Annotated in this window: 16 protein-coding genes; 3 read left to right on the top strand and 13 right to left on the bottom strand. The window is 70.0% G+C overall.

Translation table 11 applies throughout. The features are described from left to right. Positions 1 to 31 precede the first annotated feature (31 nt). The 3 genes from LBN7_RS18440 to LBN7_RS18450 form a co-directional block, all read right to left on the bottom strand. Positions 32 to 925: a dihydrodipicolinate synthase family protein gene (locus LBN7_RS18440; protein WP_407360455.1), complete on the bottom strand. Its 894-nt coding sequence runs from the start codon at positions 923 to 925 to the stop codon at positions 32 to 34. A gap of 75 nt (positions 926 to 1,000) precedes the next feature. Continuing rightward, positions 1,001 to 1,675, bottom strand: coding sequence for a class I SAM-dependent methyltransferase (locus tag LBN7_RS18445; protein WP_407360456.1), 675 nt, complete (start codon positions 1,673 to 1,675; stop codon positions 1,001 to 1,003). Then, positions 1,672 to 2,688, bottom strand: coding sequence for an NAD(P)/FAD-dependent oxidoreductase (locus LBN7_RS18450; RefSeq protein WP_407360457.1), 1,017 nt, complete (start codon positions 2,686 to 2,688; stop codon positions 1,672 to 1,674). The genes LBN7_RS18445 and LBN7_RS18450 overlap by 4 nt, the downstream gene beginning before the upstream one ends. Positions 2,689 to 2,755: 67 nt before the next feature. On the opposite strand from LBN7_RS18450, the gene LBN7_RS18455 reads away from it, so the two are divergent. Continuing rightward, positions 2,756 to 3,334 carry a helix-turn-helix domain-containing protein gene (locus LBN7_RS18455; protein WP_407360458.1) on the top strand — a complete coding sequence of 193 codons (579 nt, stop codon included), beginning with the start codon at positions 2,756 to 2,758 and terminating at the stop codon, positions 3,332 to 3,334. A 70-nt stretch (positions 3,335 to 3,404) separates the two neighbouring features. On the opposite strand, the gene LBN7_RS18460 is transcribed toward LBN7_RS18455, so the two are convergent. Then, a complete protein-coding gene (locus tag LBN7_RS18460; protein ID WP_116636637.1) occupies positions 3,405 to 3,920 on the bottom strand; it encodes a septum formation family protein in 516 nt (171 codons plus the stop codon). Positions 3,921 to 4,049: 129 nt separating this feature from the next. After that, positions 4,050 to 4,616: a peptide deformylase gene (def, locus tag LBN7_RS18465; RefSeq protein ID WP_116636636.1), complete on the bottom strand. Its 567-nt coding sequence runs from the start codon at positions 4,614 to 4,616 to the stop codon at positions 4,050 to 4,052. A gap of 43 nt (positions 4,617 to 4,659) precedes the next feature. Here def and LBN7_RS18470 point away from each other — a divergent pair, with 43 nt between their 5' ends. Then, a complete protein-coding gene (locus tag LBN7_RS18470; RefSeq protein WP_341945276.1) occupies positions 4,660 to 5,745 on the top strand; it encodes a DMT family transporter in 1,086 nt (361 codons plus the stop codon). A 32-nt stretch (positions 5,746 to 5,777) separates the two neighbouring features. On the opposite strand, the gene pgl is transcribed toward LBN7_RS18470, so the two are convergent. The 6 genes from pgl to tkt are packed head-to-tail and all read right to left on the bottom strand — an operon-like array spanning position 5,778 to position 13,892. Next, the gene (pgl, locus tag LBN7_RS18475; protein ID WP_341945277.1) at positions 5,778 to 6,557 is read right to left on the bottom strand and encodes a 6-phosphogluconolactonase; all 780 of its coding nucleotides are present in this window, start codon (positions 6,555 to 6,557) and stop codon (positions 5,778 to 5,780) included. Positions 6,558 to 6,562: 5 nt separating this feature from the next. Further along, on the bottom strand, positions 6,563 to 7,498 hold the full coding sequence (locus tag LBN7_RS18480) for a glucose-6-phosphate dehydrogenase assembly protein OpcA (RefSeq protein WP_116637051.1): 936 nt from the start codon (positions 7,496 to 7,498) through the stop codon (positions 6,563 to 6,565). Then, the gene (zwf, locus tag LBN7_RS18485; protein WP_116637050.1) at positions 7,495 to 9,045 is read right to left on the bottom strand and encodes a glucose-6-phosphate dehydrogenase; all 1,551 of its coding nucleotides are present in this window, start codon (positions 9,043 to 9,045) and stop codon (positions 7,495 to 7,497) included. Before zwf ends, LBN7_RS18480 begins: the two co-directional genes overlap by 4 nt. A gap of 22 nt (positions 9,046 to 9,067) precedes the next feature. After that, positions 9,068 to 10,675, bottom strand: a complete 1,608-nt coding sequence (locus LBN7_RS18490; RefSeq protein ID WP_341945278.1) for a glucose-6-phosphate isomerase — start codon at positions 10,673 to 10,675, stop codon at positions 9,068 to 9,070. After that, a complete protein-coding gene (gene tal, locus LBN7_RS18495) occupies positions 10,672 to 11,784 on the bottom strand; it encodes a transaldolase (protein ID WP_116637048.1) in 1,113 nt (370 codons plus the stop codon). The genes LBN7_RS18490 and tal overlap by 4 nt, the downstream gene beginning before the upstream one ends. Further along, positions 11,781 to 13,892, bottom strand: coding sequence for a transketolase (gene tkt, locus LBN7_RS18500; RefSeq protein WP_341945279.1), 2,112 nt, complete (start codon positions 13,890 to 13,892; stop codon positions 11,781 to 11,783). Before tkt ends, tal begins: the two co-directional genes overlap by 4 nt. 263 nt (positions 13,893 to 14,155) lie before the next feature. On the opposite strand from tkt, the gene LBN7_RS18505 reads away from it, so the two are divergent. Next, a complete protein-coding gene (locus tag LBN7_RS18505; RefSeq protein WP_116637052.1) occupies positions 14,156 to 15,061 on the top strand; it encodes a heme o synthase in 906 nt (301 codons plus the stop codon). 80 nt (positions 15,062 to 15,141) lie between these two features. Here the strand turns inward: LBN7_RS18505 and LBN7_RS18510 are convergent, their stop codons facing one another. Further along, the gene (locus LBN7_RS18510; protein WP_341945280.1) at positions 15,142 to 15,645 is read right to left on the bottom strand and encodes a hypothetical protein; all 504 of its coding nucleotides are present in this window, start codon (positions 15,643 to 15,645) and stop codon (positions 15,142 to 15,144) included. Positions 15,646 to 15,711: 66 nt separating this feature from the next. Then, positions 15,712 to 16,833 (bottom strand): COX15/CtaA family protein, encoded by a 1,122-nt coding sequence (locus LBN7_RS18515; protein WP_341945281.1) that lies wholly within the window; start codon positions 16,831 to 16,833, stop codon positions 15,712 to 15,714. Positions 16,834 to 16,884: the final 51 nt, after the last annotated feature.

Genomic DNA, 16,884 nt, shown 5'->3' on the forward strand with positions numbered 1-16,884 from the left:
CGGGCCATTCCCTTTTCGGCCTCGACGACCCTCAGCCGCGGAGTCCCAGCCGGTCGACGACCTCCGCGACCCGCTCCCGCGCTCCGGCACGAAGCCCGAGCACCGGGCGCGGAAGGCAGTCCGGGGCGACGAGCTGCAGGTGCTCCGCGATGGCGGCCGTGACGCGATAGCTCCCGAACTCCTGGAACAGGTCCCACAGCGGCTGGAGGCGGGCCGATTCGGCGGTCGCGGCATCCTGGTCACCGGCCTGCGCGGCACGCGTGATGGTGAGCGCCGGGTCGGGGAGCGTGCCACCGATGACCGAGTACCAGGCATCGCATCCGGCGTTCATGCCCGTGGCGGCGAACCAGTCGCCCGAGACGCCGATCGACACCGTGTCGGGGATGCGATCGCGGAGTCGATGCACGCGTGCGGAGGCATCCTGGGGATCCACCGGAACACCGGGGATCTTGATGGAGGCCACGTTCGGCAGCGCGGCGATCCGGGCATGGAGCTCGTCGGTGAACGTGACGTGCGTCGTGCCGGGATTGTCGTAGACGACCAGGGGCACCGAGAGTCCGGCCGTGACATCCTCGAACAGCGTGAACACCTCGTCCGGGGTCAGCGCCTGGTAGGTGACCGGCGCGAGCAGCACGGCGCTCGCGCCGGCATCCTGTGCATCATCGGCGAGGCGCTGCACCTGGGAGGTGCGGAGCGCGCCGATGCCGACCATCACGGGCACGTCTCCCGCGAGCGCGACGGCTGCGCGGGCGACGCGCCGACGCTCGTCGCGGTCGAGGTACAGGTAGGAGCCGGTCGAGCCGAGCGCCGTGATCGAGTCGACGCCGGCGGTGACCAGCTGCTCGATGAGTCGCGCGTAGGCGGCTTCGTCGAAGGTGTCGTCGCGCGGCGGGGTGAGAGGGAAGGCGCTCAGGCCGGTGAACATCGGTGCTCCTGTCTTCCGGCGCGCTTCGGGAAGGGCGCGCCGCCTCAGCGAGCGTAGCTCAGCGTCCGTGCCTGTTCACGCGACCGCGTCCCGCCTGACCCGCAGTACCGCGTCGACGAGCGTCACCTCGGAACCGTCGCGCCAGATCGCCACCCGGTCGACGAGAGCACTCGTCTCCGTGACCCACCCCTCGGGCAGATCGAGCGACGACAGCACCTCCTCGGCGGTCGGGAGCGGCGGCCCGTCGTGGTCGTGGTGGCTGAGCTTCGACCCCGGCGGGACGGACCCGTGCCCGACGACGAGGAGCCGCCCGCCTGGCGCCACCGCCGATGCCGCGCGCCGCAGCACCGCCTCACGCGGAAGCTCGACCGGGGAGTGCAGGAACGCCGACGTCACGAGGTCGAAGACGGAGGTCGGCTCCCACGTCGAGAGATCGTCGCGGATCCACCGGATCCGGTCGGAGAGCCCCGCACGCTGCGCCTGCGCCTGGCCGACGGAGAGGGCCGTCGCGGAGATGTCGACCGCCGTCACCGTCCATCCGTGCGCGGCGAGCCACAGCGCGTCCCCGCCTTCGCCGCACCCCAGTTCGAGAGCCGTCCCGGGAGTGAGGCCGGTGACCTCGCGCTCCACGGCGGCGTTCACGCGACCGCTCCACACCCGGCCGTGCTCGCCGCGGGTGCTCCGATAGCGCTCCTCCCAGAACTCCGCAGGGTTCGGCGCCGGATCGACCGAGGACTCGGTCTCGCTCACGATGCGACCGCCGCGCTCGCGACCAGCGCCGCCGCCGCAGCGACGTCCTGCGCCACGAGCTCCCCGTTCAGCGCGAGGGCTGCGGCGGCGCCGGACCCGGCGGCGATCGGCACGAGAGCGGCCGGGTTCGCCGCGTTCCCCACGGCCCAGACGCCCTCGACGCTCGTCCGTCCGAGAGCGTCGACGGTCGTCCACGGGCCCATCGGCGTGTCGGAGCGCTCAGCCCCGAGCTGACGCAGTGGCTCGTCGAGTGCGATCAGAGCGGGTTCGGCGAACACGACGTCGACGGGGATCGTGGAGACGTCGTCCAGACCGAGTCCGGTCAGCTCGCCTGCCGCGGTGATCACCTGGGTGACGGCACGCGTCTCCACGCGCATCCCGCGCGCTTCCAGCACGAGCCGGTCCTCGTCGGGGATGCCGTCGACGAGGCCGGTGAACACCGTGATGTCGTCCGAGTACGCCCTCAGCATGTGGGCCTTGTGGAGTCCGCCGACGGAGGTCGCCAGCACCCCGATCGCGCGCCCTGAGGCCTCGTATCCGTCGCAGTACGGGCAGGCGACGACGCCACGTCCCCACTGTTCGGCCAGTCCGGGGATGTCGGGCAGCACGTCACGTGCGCCGGTCGCGACGATGAGGCGGCGCGCGGTCGCGTGGTCGCCCGCCGCCGTCACGATCTCGAAGCCGTCGGCGATCGCGTGCGCGCTGGCGACACGGGCGTCGACGATCACGCCGTCGACCGCGCGCACCTCCCGGTGGCCGTCGGCGACCAGATCGAGCGGGGAGTAGCCATCGCGACTCAGCACGCCGTGCATATGGGGCGCGAACCGGTTGCGCGGCTCCTGAGCATCGAGCACGAGCACGCGGCGTCGGGCTCGAGCGAGGATGAGCGCGGCGCTCAGTCCGGCTGCGCCTCCGCCGATGACGATGACATCCCAGTGCTCGCCCGAGATCGGGGTGTGCGAGAACTCATCTGGGCGGAGAGTGGATGCGGGGGAAGAGGTGTCGTCGATCATGCGTCCAGCTTCCGCGCCTGATACGCTTTCGGCAACTATTCATGCTGAATCAGCAAAGGATGCCGACGTGCCCGACGAATCCCTGGCCCTCATCGGACCACGTCTGAAGAGCTGGCGCGAGAAACGCAGCCTGACCCTCGCGGACCTCTCCGCGCTCACCGACATCTCCCCGAGCACCCTGTCGCGTCTGGAGGCGGGAAAGCGGGCGCCGAATCTCGAGCTTCTCGTGCCGATCGCGCGAGCGCTCGGTCTCGGTCTCGACGACATCGTGCCGCGCGCGGTCCCCGACCCGCGGGTGTCACGCACGACCAGGGAGGTCGAGGGCATCCGCTACGAGTCGCTCTCGCCGGCATCGAGCCCCGTGCAGACCTACAAGGTCACCTTCCCCGCCCGCCCCGCCGGCATCACCGCCGTGCCTCAGCCGAAGGTGCACGACGGCCAGGAGTGGCTGTACGTGATCTCCGGGCGTCTGCGGCTCGTGCTCGGGGACAAGGACGTGACGCTCGGGCCCGGCGAGGCCGCGGAGTTCGACACACGGGTCCCGCACTGGCTGTCGGCCGCGGGTCCCGGACCGGCCGAGATCGTGTCGATCTTCAGCAAGGACGGCAAGCGCATCCACCTGCGCGCGCGCCCGGCCGCCTCCTGACGCAGAGAGGGCCCCGCCGAACGGCGGGGCCCTCTCTGGAATCGTGCTCAGATCACTGCATGCGTCCGGATCAGCGAGCGGCGCCCGCGAGGGTTCCGGTGACCGGGCCGGCCGGGTCGGAGATCACGCACTGGATCACGCGGTCGTTGAGCTGGTCCCAGGTGTCCTTGGTCGGGGTGATCGGGTAGACGTCGAGGGCCGACTCGTCCCAGACGACGCCGACGAACGTGGTGAACGCGTCGCCGATGCAGCCCTCGGTCGCCGCGTCGACGGCCTCCTCGGAGAACTCGCCGTCCTCCATCGAGAACTCGTGGTAGACCTCTTCGTCGTGCGGCTCCTCGCACGGCACGACGTCGACGGCCTCGATGAGACCCGTCGCGCTGGACATCTTGCAGTCCCCGACCTTCAGCGCGAAGACGTCGATGTTCGCGCTCTCGGTGACCTGACCGGTCTCTTGGTCGCGGTCGGCGTCGCCGGCCCCGCCCCCGAGAATGCTGTTGATGGCGCTACAGCCGCTCAGAGCGATGGAAAGCGCCACCGCGGTACCTGCGAGCATCAGAGCGCGTCGATTGCGCAGTTTCATCATGATTGTGTCCCCTCCACAGAGCCTCTTGGTGCGCGGGCATGCGAAAGAAAGAAGCCCGCCGCGATCACGCTAGCCGCCTCCGAGTCTGTGATGCAACTCCGAGGATGCTGTGATCGCGCTGGGAGCGGATCAGCCCTCGAGGTCGTCGACGCCCGGCATCCAGCTGGCTCCGGGACGACCCCAGCCCCGCTTGCGCGCGATCTTCTGGACTGTCTTCCAGTCGCCGTCGGAGAGGCGGTCGACGTAGAGGACCCCGTCGAGGTGGTCGAACTCGTGCTGCATGATCCGCGCGCGCCAGCCGTCGACGTCGATCGTGACCGGCTGCCCGTCGAGATCGGTCGCCGTGAGGTGAACCCGCTCGGAGCGACGGAGGGGGAATCGCTCCCCGGGGAAGGAGAGGCATCCCTCCGACTCGAGATCGGGGTCGGGATCGCCCGGCTCGATCGGCGCGATCCACAGCACAGGATTGATCAGCACGCCGCGCCAGGGCTGATCGTCATCGTCCACGTACGCGTAGGTGTAGATGCGCAGCGGCACGCCGACCTGCGGTGCGGCGAGACCGACTCCCGGCGCGGCATCCATCGTCTCGAACATGTCGGCGACGAGTGTGCGGATGTCGTCCGTGATCTCCTCGACGGCGGATGCGGGGGAGTGAAGCACGGGGTCGCCCATGATGCGAATCGGAAGTACAGCCACGTCACAACCCTACTGTGCGCGATGTGCCGGGTAGGGTCGTAGTGTGAGCGCTGGGGTGTGGACGAATGCGGCTGAAGAGGTCGGCGAACAGCTCGTCGGCGCCTTCCAGAACCCCGGCCTGCTGCTCGGCATCCCGCTGGCTCTCGCCGGCGCGGTCTTCATGTCGCTCGGCGCGCAGTACCAGCACCGCGGCGTCGAGAAGGTCGAGCGCCTGAGCGGCTCCGACGGCACCACCGGTCTCACCGGCGGCCAGATCAAAGCGCTCCTGACCCGGCCGTCATGGATCCTCGGCACCCTGATGCTCGGGCTCGCGATCGTGTGTCAGCTCGCCGCGCTCGTCAAGGCTCCGCTCATCGTGGTGCAGCCCCTCGGCGCGATCGCGCTCGTGATCACGACGCTTCTGAACGCGCGGATCTCCGGCCATTCGCCGACTCGGAAGTCGGTCACCGCGATCATCTTCTGCGTGGGCGGCATCTTCCTCTTCGTCTTCTTCGCGGCCATCTACGCCACCGAGAAGGAGGTCACCGAACGCGAGCTCTTCGTGATCCTCGCCCTCCTCCTCGTCGTGATCATCGTGCTCGGGGCGTGCTGGCTGATCCTCCGCCACCGCATGCGCGCGCTGTTCTACGTGATCGGCGCCGGCATCCTCTACGGTTTCGTGGCCACGCTCGCGAAGGTCGTCATCAAGCGGATCGAGGCCGGCCAGTTCGAATGGATCACGGCCATCTGCGTGATCGCTCTGCTCGCGGCAGCCTCGGTCGGCGCGTACTTCGTGCAGACCGCCTACAGCTCGGGCCCGCCGGACCTCGTGATCGCCGGGCTCACGGTCGTCGACCCGCTCATCGCGGTCCTGATCGGCATGATCGTTCTCGGCGAGGCCGCTGCGGCGCCGTGGTGGGTGTTCATCATCTTCGGCGTCGCCGGGGCCATCGCGGTCTGGGGCGTCGTCAACCTTGCCCGTTACCACCCGCAGGTGCTGAGCGAGAGTCAGGAGCTCCCGATCGTGCGCGGCAGCGACTCGTCGCCGTCCTCGGTTGCTCCCGAGCTGAGCCAGGAGTCGACGGAGCAGCAGAACCCGTCGGATGCCTGGACGCAGGCCGAGCAGAACCGCCGGCCCGACGCTCCGTAGCGGGCGTTCGGACCGCGCCGGGCCGCGAGGCGTCAGTACGCCTGATCGATGAGGTCGGGGGAGACCTCGGAGGCCGCCGCCTCGTCGACGAAGAACACCGTGCGCTTGCGACCCTTCGCGCCGGCTGCCGGCACGCTCGTGTAGCTCGCGCCGGCCAGCGCCAGCCCGAGGGCGGATGCCTTGTCGGCGCCGGTCAGGACGAGCCAGACGCGCTTGGAGGAGTTCAGGACGGGACGCGTGAGCGTCACCCGCTCGGGCGGAGGCTTCGGCGAGTTGCGCACGGGCAGAGCCGCGGCGTCCGTCACCGTGACCTCGTCGCGATCCGGGAAGAGCGAGGCGATGTGTCCGTCGGGACCGACGCCCAGGAAGCACACGGCGAACGACGGCCAGGGGTGCTCCTTTGTGCCGTACCGCGCGAGCTCGGCGGCGTAGGCGGCGGCGGACTCGTCGAGGGTAAGTCCGCTGTCGGGACCCGCCACCTCGTGCACGTTCTCCGGCGGCACCGGGATGTGATCGAGAAGCGCGTGGCGCGACTGCAGAGAGTTGCGGTCGGGGTCGTCACGCGGGACGAAGCGCTCGTCGCCCCACCAGAAGTGGACCAGCGACCAGTCGATCTCCGACGCACGCGCGTCTTCCGCAGCCGTGCGCAGCACCGCTCCGCCCATCGAACCGCCGGTCAGGGCGATGTGGGCGATCCGGCCGTTCCTCGTGCGCGCGCGGACGCGCGTGAGAAAACGGTCGGCGACCCGGGAGGCGACGGCGGCAGGCGTGGCCTCGACCACCACCCGCTTCTCTGCGGACGAAACCTGCATCGACTTCACTCTCCCGTCTCAGGCGGACCCAGCTTCTCCCAGCCCTCGGTGATCACTCGACCGTACAGGACATCCGGGTCGAGCCGTCGCAGCTCCTCCGCGAGGCACTCCCGCAGCGTTCGCCGCGGCAGGTGCAGATCATGGTTCGGCTGGTCGGGCTGCGTCAGCACCGCGACGCCCGGGGTCGGACGCTCGAGCAGGATGTCGCCCGACGCGCGGGTGAGGCGCACAGACTTGATGCCCTCCTGCCAGTGCTCGGGCTCCTCGTACGACCAGCGCACCGGAACCTCCAGCGCCATCTGCAGCCAGGCCGCGAGCAGTGCCGTGGACGGCGAGGCGGCCGCTCCGCGGACCTCGACATCCGTGATCGACTCGTACGGCGGCTGGTCGAGCACGGCCGCGAGCTGCTCGCGCCAGTGCGTCAGGCGCGTCCAGGCGAGGTCGGTGTCGCCGGGGGCGTGCGTGCGGCCGAGCAGAGCGAGCCGGTCGCGCACGTCGGGCGCGGTGGCGGCATCCGTGATCCGGCGCTGCGCGATGCGGCCGAGGGGCGAGGTGGCGGGAGACTCGGGGGCCTCCTCCGGCCACCAGGCGACCACGGGGGCGTCGGGCAGGAGCAGTCCGGTGAGCAGGCTCTCCTCGTTGCTGGCGGCGTCTCCGAAGGCGCGGAGCACGACGACCTCACTGGCTCCGGCGTCGCCGCCGACGCGGATCTGCGCGTCGAGGCGGGACTCGCCCTCGCCGGTGGTGAGCACGATGACGCGCATCGGGTGCTCGCGGGAGGCGTCGTTGGCCGCGTCGATCGCCGCCTCGGCGACGCCGTTGCGGGCCGAGATGACCAGCGTGAGCACGCGTCCGAGGGCGACGGCTCCGCCGTCCTCGCGCACCTTGACCAGCTGCTTGGCGACCTGGCTGACGGTCGTGTCGGGAAGGTCGATGATCACGGGCGTCTCCAGACTCGTCCGTCGCGGGCCAGCAGGTCGTCGGCGGATGCCGGTCCCCACGAGCCTGGCGCGTACTGCTCGACCGGGCCGCCGACGGCCGCCCAGTACTTCTCCACCGGGTCGAGGATCTTCCAGGAGAGCTCGACCTCCTCGTGCCGCGGGAACAGCGGCGGGTCGCCCAGGAGGACGTCGAGGATCAGTCGCTCGTAGGCCTCGGGGCTGGCCTCGGTGAAGGCGTGTCCGTACCCGAAGTCCATCGTGACGTCGCGCACGTTCGATCCGCTGCCCGGCACCTTCGATCCGAAGCGGATCGTGACGCCCTCGTCGGGCTGCACGCGGATGACCAGGGCGTTCTGCCCCAGCTCCGACGCGTTGCCGCGCCCGAAGAGGTGCTGCGGCGCCCGGTTGAACACCACGGCGATCTCGGTGACGCGACGACCGAGGCGCTTGCCGGTGCGCAGGTAGAACGGCACTCCGGACCAGCGGCGCGTGTCGATCTCGAGCTTGATCGCGGCGTAGGTCTCGGTCGTCGACTCGGGGTTCATCCCGTCCTCGTCGAGGAAGCCGGTGACCTGCTCGCCGCCCTGCCACCCGCCCGCGTACTGCCCGCGTGCGGTCGCCTGGGAGAGGTCCTCCGGCACGTGGACGGCGGCCAGGACCTTCTCCTTCTCGGCGCGCAGGTGCTCGGCCGAGAGACTGATCGGCTCTTCCATCGCGGTGAGGGCCAGCAGCTGGAGCAGGTGGTTCTGGATCACATCGCGCGCCGCGCCGATGCCGTCGTAGTAGCCCGCGCGACCGCCGACGCCGATGTCCTCGGCCATCGTGATCTGCACGTGGTCGACGTAGTTGCGATTCCAGATCGGCTCGTACAGCTCGTTGGCGAAGCGCAGCGCCAGGATGTTCTGCACCGTCTCCTTGCCGAGGTAGTGGTCGATGCGGAAGATCGAGTCGGCCGGGAACGCCACCTCGAGTGCGGCGTTGAGGGCGCGCGCGGACTCGAGGTCGTGTCCGAACGGCTTCTCGATGACGACGCGGCGCCAGTTCTCGTCGTCGTCGGCGTCCTCTCCGACGAGCCCGGACTCCTTCAGCTGCTTCGCGACCAGCGGGAAGTCCTTCGGCGGGATCGACAGGTAGTAGGCGTGGTTGCCCATCGTGCCGCGTTCCACGTCGAGCTTCTCGACCGTCTCGCGGAGCTTGCGGAACGAGTCGGGGTTGTCGAACTCGCCGGAGACGAAACGGATGCCCTGCAGCAGCTGGGTCCAGGTCTCCTCGCGGAACGGCGTGCGCGCATGCTGCTTGACGGCGTCGTAGACGACCTGGGCGAAGTCCTGGTCCTCCCAGTCGCGCCGGGCGAAGCCCACGAGGGCGAAGCCGGGAGGCAGGAGGCCGCGGTTGGCGAGGTCGTACACGGCGGGCATCAGCTTCTTGCGTGACAGATCGCCGGTGACCCCGAAGATCACGAGGGCGCTGGGCCCCGCGATCCGGTTGAGGCGACGATCATCGGGGTCACGCAGCGGGTTGTGCCCGCGCGAGATGGGAACAGACATCGGTGGGGGATTCTCCTGCTGTCTACTTCTGTGCGGCTTCGAAGAGGGTGAGCACGTCGTCCGAGGACTCGGTGATCGTCAGCGAGACGACGGGACGCCCGTGCTCCGCGAGCACGCCCGCGTCGCCGGCGGCCTGCGCCTGGATGAGCTGACCGAACGTGAACGGACGGTCAGGGATCTCGAGATCGACCTCGGTGCGCTCGAGGATCTGGAGGAACACGCCCTGGGCCGGTCCGCCCTTGTGGTACTGGCCGGTCGAGTGCAGGAAGCGGGGTCCCCAGCCGAACGTGGTCGGACGGCCGGAGTCGGCCGCGACGAGCTCGCGGAGGCCCTGGAGCTGCGGGACCTCGAGCCGGTTGACGTATGCCTGGATCGACACGTATCCGTCGGCGGGGAGCTGCGCCCAGAGCGCGTCGAGCACGCCCTCGACCGTCCCGGACGCGGCGAGAGCCGGGTCGGACACGCGCACCTCGACGCCGTTCTCGATGAACGCCGGTGCCGTGGGCTCCGGACGCGCGTCGAGCAGACCGCGCGCGGCGATCTTGGCGGATTCGACGTCGGGCTGGTCGAACGGGTTGATCCGCAGCAGGTGACCGGCGATCGCCGTGGCGTACTCCCAGACGATGAGCTGCGCGCCGAGCGTTCCGCTGACGAGGATCTCGCCGGGGTGACGCTCGTGCAGGTGGAACTCGTTGGCGTCGTCGACCAGACGGACGATCTGCAGGTCGGCGGGCTTCGAGTCGAGCTCGGGGGAGACGGGGAGGAGGACGACCGGGAGGATGCCGGTGCCGTCCTTGCCGGTGGACTCCGCGATGAGCTGCTCGATCCAGTCGGGCAGGCCGTTGATGTGGGTTCCGTCGGTGATCAGGCCGAGCTTGTCGCGGCGCGGGCTGGTCGCTGCGATCGCCGCGCCGAGGCGGAGCGCGGGGTTCTCCGCCGAGTCCACGGCGACCTCGAGAAGCGAGGCCTCGGCCTCGTTCAGCAGCTCGTCGATGTCGACGCCGGCGAGGCCCGCCGGCACGAGGCCGAAGGCGGTGAGGGCGGAGTAGCGTCCGCCCACGTTCGGGTCGGCGTTGAAGACGCGGTAGCCGGCTTCTCGCGCCGAGGCGTCGAGCGGCGAGCCCGGGTCGGTCACGACGACGATGCGCTCGGTCGGGTCGATGCCCAGATCGCGGAACGCCGCCTCGAACGTGCGGCGCTGCGAGTCGGTCTCGACCGTGGAGCCCGACTTCGACGAGACGACGAGCGCGGTGTCGGCGAGGCCCTCGTCGAGGGCGGCGAGCACCTGGCCGGGTGCGGTGGAGTCGAGGATCGTCAGCGGCACGCCGGCCGTCTGCGCGATGACCTCGGGGGCGAGCGACGATCCGCCCATGCCGGCGAGCACGACGCGCGTGACGCCCTTGGCGTGCAGCTCGGAGCGGAGGGCCGTGATCTCGGCGACCAGCGGGCGGGAGATCGAGACGGCCTCGACCCAGCCGAGCCGGATGGCAGCCTCGGCCTCGGCCGCGGCGCCCCAGAGCGTCGGGTCGCCGTTGGTGATGCGCGACGCGACGAGGTCGTGGACGAGTCCGGGGACCGTCTCGTCGATCGCGGCGCGTGCCGCACCCGACGTGTGGATCGAGAACGTCATCGCTGGGCCTCCAGGCCCTCGGCGACCTGGCTGAGCAGGTCGTGCCACGAGTCGATGAACTTCGCGACGCCCTCGTCCTCGAGCACCTGGGTGACGTCGTCGAAGTCGATGCCGACCTCGGCGAGCCCGGCGAAGACGGCGCGGGCGTCGTCGTAGCCGCCGGTGATCGTGTCGCCCGTGACGACGCCGTGGTCGAACGTGGCCTCGAGGGTCTTCTCGGGCATGGTGTTCACGACACCAGGCGCGACGAGCTCGGTCACGTAGAGCGTGTCGGGGAGCGCGGGGTCCTTGACGCCGGTCGACGCCCAGAGCGGACGCTGCGCGTTGGCACCCGCGTCGAGGAGCGCCTTGGCACGGTCGCCGGCGAACGTCTGCTCGAAGAGCTCGTAGGCGAGGCGCGCGTTGGCCAGGCCCGCCTTGCTCTTGAGAGCCTCGGCGGCGTCGGTTCCGATCGCGGAGAGACGCTTGTCGGTCTCGGTGTCGACGCGCGAGACGAAGAACGAGGCGACCGAGTGGATCGTCGAGAGGTCGATGCCGGCGGCCTTGGCCGTCTCGAGACCGGTGAGGTACGCGTCGATGACCGCCGCGTAACGCTCGAGGCTGAAGATCAGGGTGACGTTCACGCTGATCCCGGCCCCGATCGCCTCGGCGATGGCGGGAAGCCCGGCCTTCGTCGCCGGGATCTTGACGAGCAGGTTCGGCCGATCGATCTTGGCCCACAGCTCCTTGGCCTGCGCCACGGTCCCGGCCGTGTCGTGGGCGAGGTCGGGGGAGACCTCGATCGACACGCGTCCGTCGACGTGGTCCGACTTCTCCCAGACGGGACGGAACACGTCGAGCGCGGCGGCGACATCCTGCGTGGTCGCCGCGAAGACGGCCTCTTCCGCGGTGGCACCGGACGCGGCGAGCTCGGTGACCTGCGCGTCGTACGAGGTGTTGTTCTTGTCGGTGATCGCGTTGGCGAAGATCGTCGGGTTCGTGGTGACACCGACGACGTTGCGGGACTCGATCAGCTCGGCGAGGTTGCCGGAGGAGATGCGGGTGCGAGACAGGTCGTCGAGCCAGATGCTGACACCTGCGGCGGCGAGCTCTGCGGTGGGGGTGCTCATGCGTTCTCCTTGGTGCTGTTTGCGGCGATGGTCTCGCGTGCGGCCGCGATGACGGCCTCGGTGGTGATGCCGAACTTCTCGAACAGGGTCTTGTAGTCGGCGGAGGCGCCGAAGTGGTCGATGCCGACAGAGCGTCCGCGGTCGCCGACGATCCCGCGCCAGCTGAGCACGGAGCCCGCCTCGACCGAGACGCGGGCGGTGACGGAGGCCGGGAGCACGCTCTCGCGGTACGCCTCGTCCTGCTCGTCGAACCACTCCAGCGACGGAGCGGAGACCACGCGCACGTTGACCCCCTCGGCGGCGAGGGCCTCGCGGGCGTTGACGGCCAGCTGCACCTCGGATCCGGTGGCGATGATGATGACGTCAGGGGTGCCGTTCGGCGCCTCGGCCAGCACGTACGCGCCCTTGACGGCGTTCTCGGCCGACGCGAACTGGTCACCGGATGCCGCGCCGTTCCCGCGCTCGAACACCGGGATGTTCTGGCGGGTCAGGGCGATGCCCGTCGGACCCTCGTGACGGCGGAGGATCTCGAGCCAGGTGACCGAGGTCTCGTTGGCGTCGGCGGGGCGCACGACCGCGAAGTTCGGGATCGCGCGGAGCGTCGCGAGCTGCTCGACCGGCTGGTGGGTCGGGCCGTCCTCACCGAGGGCGACGGAGTCGTGGGTCCAGACGAAGATGCTCGGGACGTTCATCAGGGCGGCCAGACGCACCGACGGGCGCATGTAGTCGCTGAAGATGAGGAAGGTGCCGCCGAACGCACGGGTCGGACCGTGCAGCACGATGCCGTTGACGATCGCGCCCATGGCGTGCTCGCGGATGCCGAAGTGCAGCACGCGGCCGTAGGGGTTGCCGGACCATTCGTGGGTCGACCACTCGGCGGGGATGAAGGACGGCGCGTTCTTGATGGTGGTGAGGTTCGACTCGGCGAGGTCGGCGGAACCGCCCCACAGCTCGGGGAGCTCGGCGGCGAGGGCGTTGATCACCTGGCCGGATGCGGCGCGCGTCGAGACCTCCTTGCCGCCTTCGAACACCGGGAGGGCCTCGCCGATGCCGGCGGGCAGCTCCTGCGCCTCGAGCCGGTCGAGCAGGGCCTTCTTCTCGGGGTTCGCTGCGGCCCAGGCGTCGAACGACTTCTGCCAGTCGGCGCGCGCCTCGGCGGCGCGGCCGGCCAGACCGCGCGTGTGCGCGATCACGTCGTCGGCGACGACGAAGTTCTGCTCGGGGTCGAAGCCGAGGACCTTCTTCGTCGCGGCGAGCTCGTCGGCGCCCAGGGCGGAACCGTGGATCTTGCCGGAGTTCTGCTTGCCGGGCGACGGCCAGCCGATGATCGTCTTGAGGATGATGAGCGAGGGCTTCGCGGTCTCGCCCTTCGCGGCCTCGATCGCGGCGTAGAGCTCGGCGACGTCTTCGACGTACTCGCCGGTCTTCTTCCAGTCGACGACCTGCACCTGCCAGCCGTAGGCCTCGTAGCGCTTCGCGACGTCCTCGGTGAAGGCGACGTTGGTGTCGTCCTCGATCGAGATCTGGTTGGAGTCGTAGATCGCGATGAGGTTGCCGAGCTGCTGGTGGCCGGCGAGCGAGGAGGCCTCGCTGGTGACGCCCTCCTGCAGGTCGCCGTCGCCGGCGATCACGTACACGAAGTGGTCGAACGGGCTCGTGCCGGCCGCGGCATCCGGGTCGAAGAGGCCGCGCTCGTACCGGGAGGCGTAGGCGAAGCCCACGGCGGAGGCGAGTCCCTGGCCGAGCGGGCCGGTGGTGATCTCGACGCCCTTGGTGTGGCCGTACTCCGGGTGGCCCGGCGTGAGCGAGCCCCAGGTGCGGAGCGCCTTCAGGTCGTCGAGCTCGAGCCCGAAGCCGCCGAGGTAGAGCTCGACGTACTGCGTGAGAGACGAGTGACCCGCCGAGAGGATGAACCGGTCGCGACCGAGCCAGTCGACATCGGTCGGGTCGTGACGGAGCACGCGCTGGTAGAGGAGGTACGCCGCGGGAGCGAGGCTCATCGCGGTGCCGGGGTGACCGTTGCCGACCTTCTCGACGGCGTCCGCCGCCAGGATCCGCGCGGTGTCCACCGCGCGCCGATCGATCTCATCCCACTGCAATTCCGACACGGTGAAGCCCTTCTCCGACAGTTCGAGAGCACCCGGGAAGCAGAATCGCGGTCCGCATCGTTACGGAAGAGGTGGATGAAGCGCCGGGCGCGCGAGTCTTTTCAGCATAGCCCCGTGGGTCGCCCCGTTACCCCCTTTTACGACGCTTCACATGGGGCGGAGAGCGGGTGTGAGAACGGCCGCGGGCGAGGCGCGCGGCCGGTGTGCCATAGACTGGAAGGGCTGTCGTGACGCGTGCGGAGGAGGCGATCGAGATCTCGACGATGTCTGATCAGACCGTTGTGAGGAAATCCATCGGTCGCACCGTGAAGGCGTACGTCGCCCTCACCAAACCGCGCGTCCTCGAGCTGCTGCTGGTGTCCACCGTTCCGGTGATGTTCCTCGCTCAGGGCGGACTCCCGAACATGTGGCTCGTGCTCGCCACCGTCATCGGCGGGTCCCTGAGCGCCGGCTCCGCCGCCGCGTTCAACATGTACCTCGATCGGGACATCGACGCGCACATGCACCGCACCGAGAACCGGCCGCTCGTGACGGGCGAGGTCAGCCCGCGCGGGGCGCTGATCTTCTCGTGGACGCTCGCCGTGACGTCGACGGTCTGGCTGTGGCTCACCACGAACTGGCTCGCCGCGACCCTGTCGGCGGTCGCCATCTTCTTCTACGTCGTGATCTACACGATGATCCTCAAGCGCCGCACCGAGCAGAACATCATCTGGGGCGGCATCGCGGGATGCTTCCCGGTGCTCATCGGCTGGTCCGCCGTGACCGGTTCGCTCGACTGGCCGGCCTTCATCCTCTTCCTGCTCGTCTTCCTCTGGACGCCGCCGCACTACTGGCCGCTGTCGATGAAGTACAAGGGCGACTACGAGGACGTCGACGTGCCGATGCTCGGCGTGACGCGCAACGCCTCGCAGGTCGGACTCCAGGTCATCCTGTACGCCTGGGCGACCGTGGCGTGCTCGCTGCTGCTCGTCCCGATCGCGGACATGGGGCTCGTCTACACCGTGTCGGCGCTCGTGTTCGGCGGATGGTTCATCTACGAGTCGCACCGCCTGTACAACCGGGCCGTCCACGGCACCGAGGCTCGGCCGATGCGCGTGTTCCACGCGTCGATCACGTACCTGACCCTGATCTTCGTCGCCGTCGCGCTCGACCCGCTGCTGCCTTTCTGAACCGGCTTCCCGGCTGAGGCCACTGCCGCAGACGACGGAGCGGCGCCGATCGCTCGACGCCGCTCCGGTCCTGCGCTCGATCAGCGCGTGACGGCGGGCGCCGTCTCCTCGGCGTCCGTCTCGGTGTCGGAGGGGTCGGTGGCGGAGGGGTCGGTGTCGACAGACACGGCGTCCGCGTCGGCCGTGGCGGTGTCGGTGTCGACGGGCTCTGCGTCGTGAGAGGCTCCGACCGAGCCCTCGACGGTCGTGGACGTCGTCTCGATCGGGGCGTCCTTCTCGGTGGGTTCCGCCGTCCAGTCGATCGCCTCGACGACCGCAGGGGCGGGAGCCGGAACGAGCGACCGCGCGGCGACGAGTCCCAGGCTGAGCAGGATCCCGACGATCCCGGCGGCGAGCACACCGGCGCCCACGACGACGAGGGACTGCCCGACGTAGACCTCGACGCCCGTGGCGGTGCCGGCGAGCAGCGTGGTCGTCATCGTGCCGATCTGGCCGGCGATGAGCCAGCCGCCGACTGCCGTCGTGGCGAGGGACACGACCAGGAGCAGCCAGAATCCGATGCTTCGTGTGAGTGAGGTGTTCATGCGGGCCACGATTCCCGATGCGCTGATGAGACGCCGATGCGGGTCCTATGGATCGCCTGTGCGGGGTCAGTCCTCCGCGGCGACCGGTCGCTTCAGATGCAGCACGACGACCGTGTATGCGGCGGCCGACAGGGAGGCGAGCACCATGTGGATGCCGACCAGCAGGGGAGGGAGGCCTTCGCGGGCCTGCAGGACGCCGACGCCGACCTGCACGGCGATCGCGATGACGAGCACGAGCAGCCAGCGTCGCGGCTCCAGGCGGAGCGACCACGCAGCGATCGTCAGCACGAGGACGAGCCCGGCCAGGATGTACCCCGGCCACGAGTGCACGTGCGCGAGCACCGTCGCGTCGAAGCCGTGCCGGAAGACATCGGCGTCGCCGGAGTGGGGCCCCGAACCGGTGGTCAGCACCCCGAAGACGATCGTCACGGCCAGCGCGAGGCCGGTGACGTGGCTGAGGATCGCGAACCACGTCGGCACGGCGCGCTCGCGCGGCCCGGGAGCGGCGTACAGACGCACGAGGAAGGCGGCGGTGACGCACACGAGCAGGAGCGACGACGTGTAGTGGAAGCCGACGATGAACGGGTTCAGGCCCGTGAGCACCGTGATGCCGCCGACCAGCGCCTGTGCGACGACGCCGATGAGGACGACCCAGGCGAGTGCGACCAGATCGCGGCGCGTCGGAGTCGTGGTGATCGATCGCACGGCCGCCACCACGACCGCGAGCAGCAGGACGCCCAGAGCCACGGGAGCGGCCGGGATGTGGAACGGAGAAGCGAGGGCGTACGCGGCACCGGCGGCGACGATGCCTGCGGCGGCGAACTTGAGCGAGGTCGCGAGCGCGCGCCTCCCGCCCGTGTGATGCAGCACGAGGAGGACGACGAGCAGCGCGATGATGCCCACGACTCCCGTCATCAGACGGTTGCCGAACTCGATCAGACCGTGGACGCCCTGATCGGCGTAGATCGGCACGAGCGACTCCGGGGTGCACAGCGGCCACTCCGAGCATCCGAGTCCCGACCCGGTGAGGCGCACGGCGCCGCCGGTGCCGATGATGATGGTCTCGGTCACGAAGGACAGCCAGGCCAGGATCCGAAGCGCACGCCCCCAGACGGCGGGTCGCGTGCCTGTCGCGCCCGGACCGTCGCCGGTCTTCGCGATGGCGGCGGGGATCTTCGTGTCGGGCATGGGTCCTCCGGACCGGGCTGACTCGGCGGGCACGGCCCGGTTGTCAGGCGA

Origin of the sequence: Microbacterium sp. LBN7 (assembly GCF_045690345.1) — a bacterium.
In the GTDB taxonomy this organism is placed as follows: Bacteria; Actinomycetota; Actinomycetes; order Actinomycetales; family Microbacteriaceae; genus Microbacterium.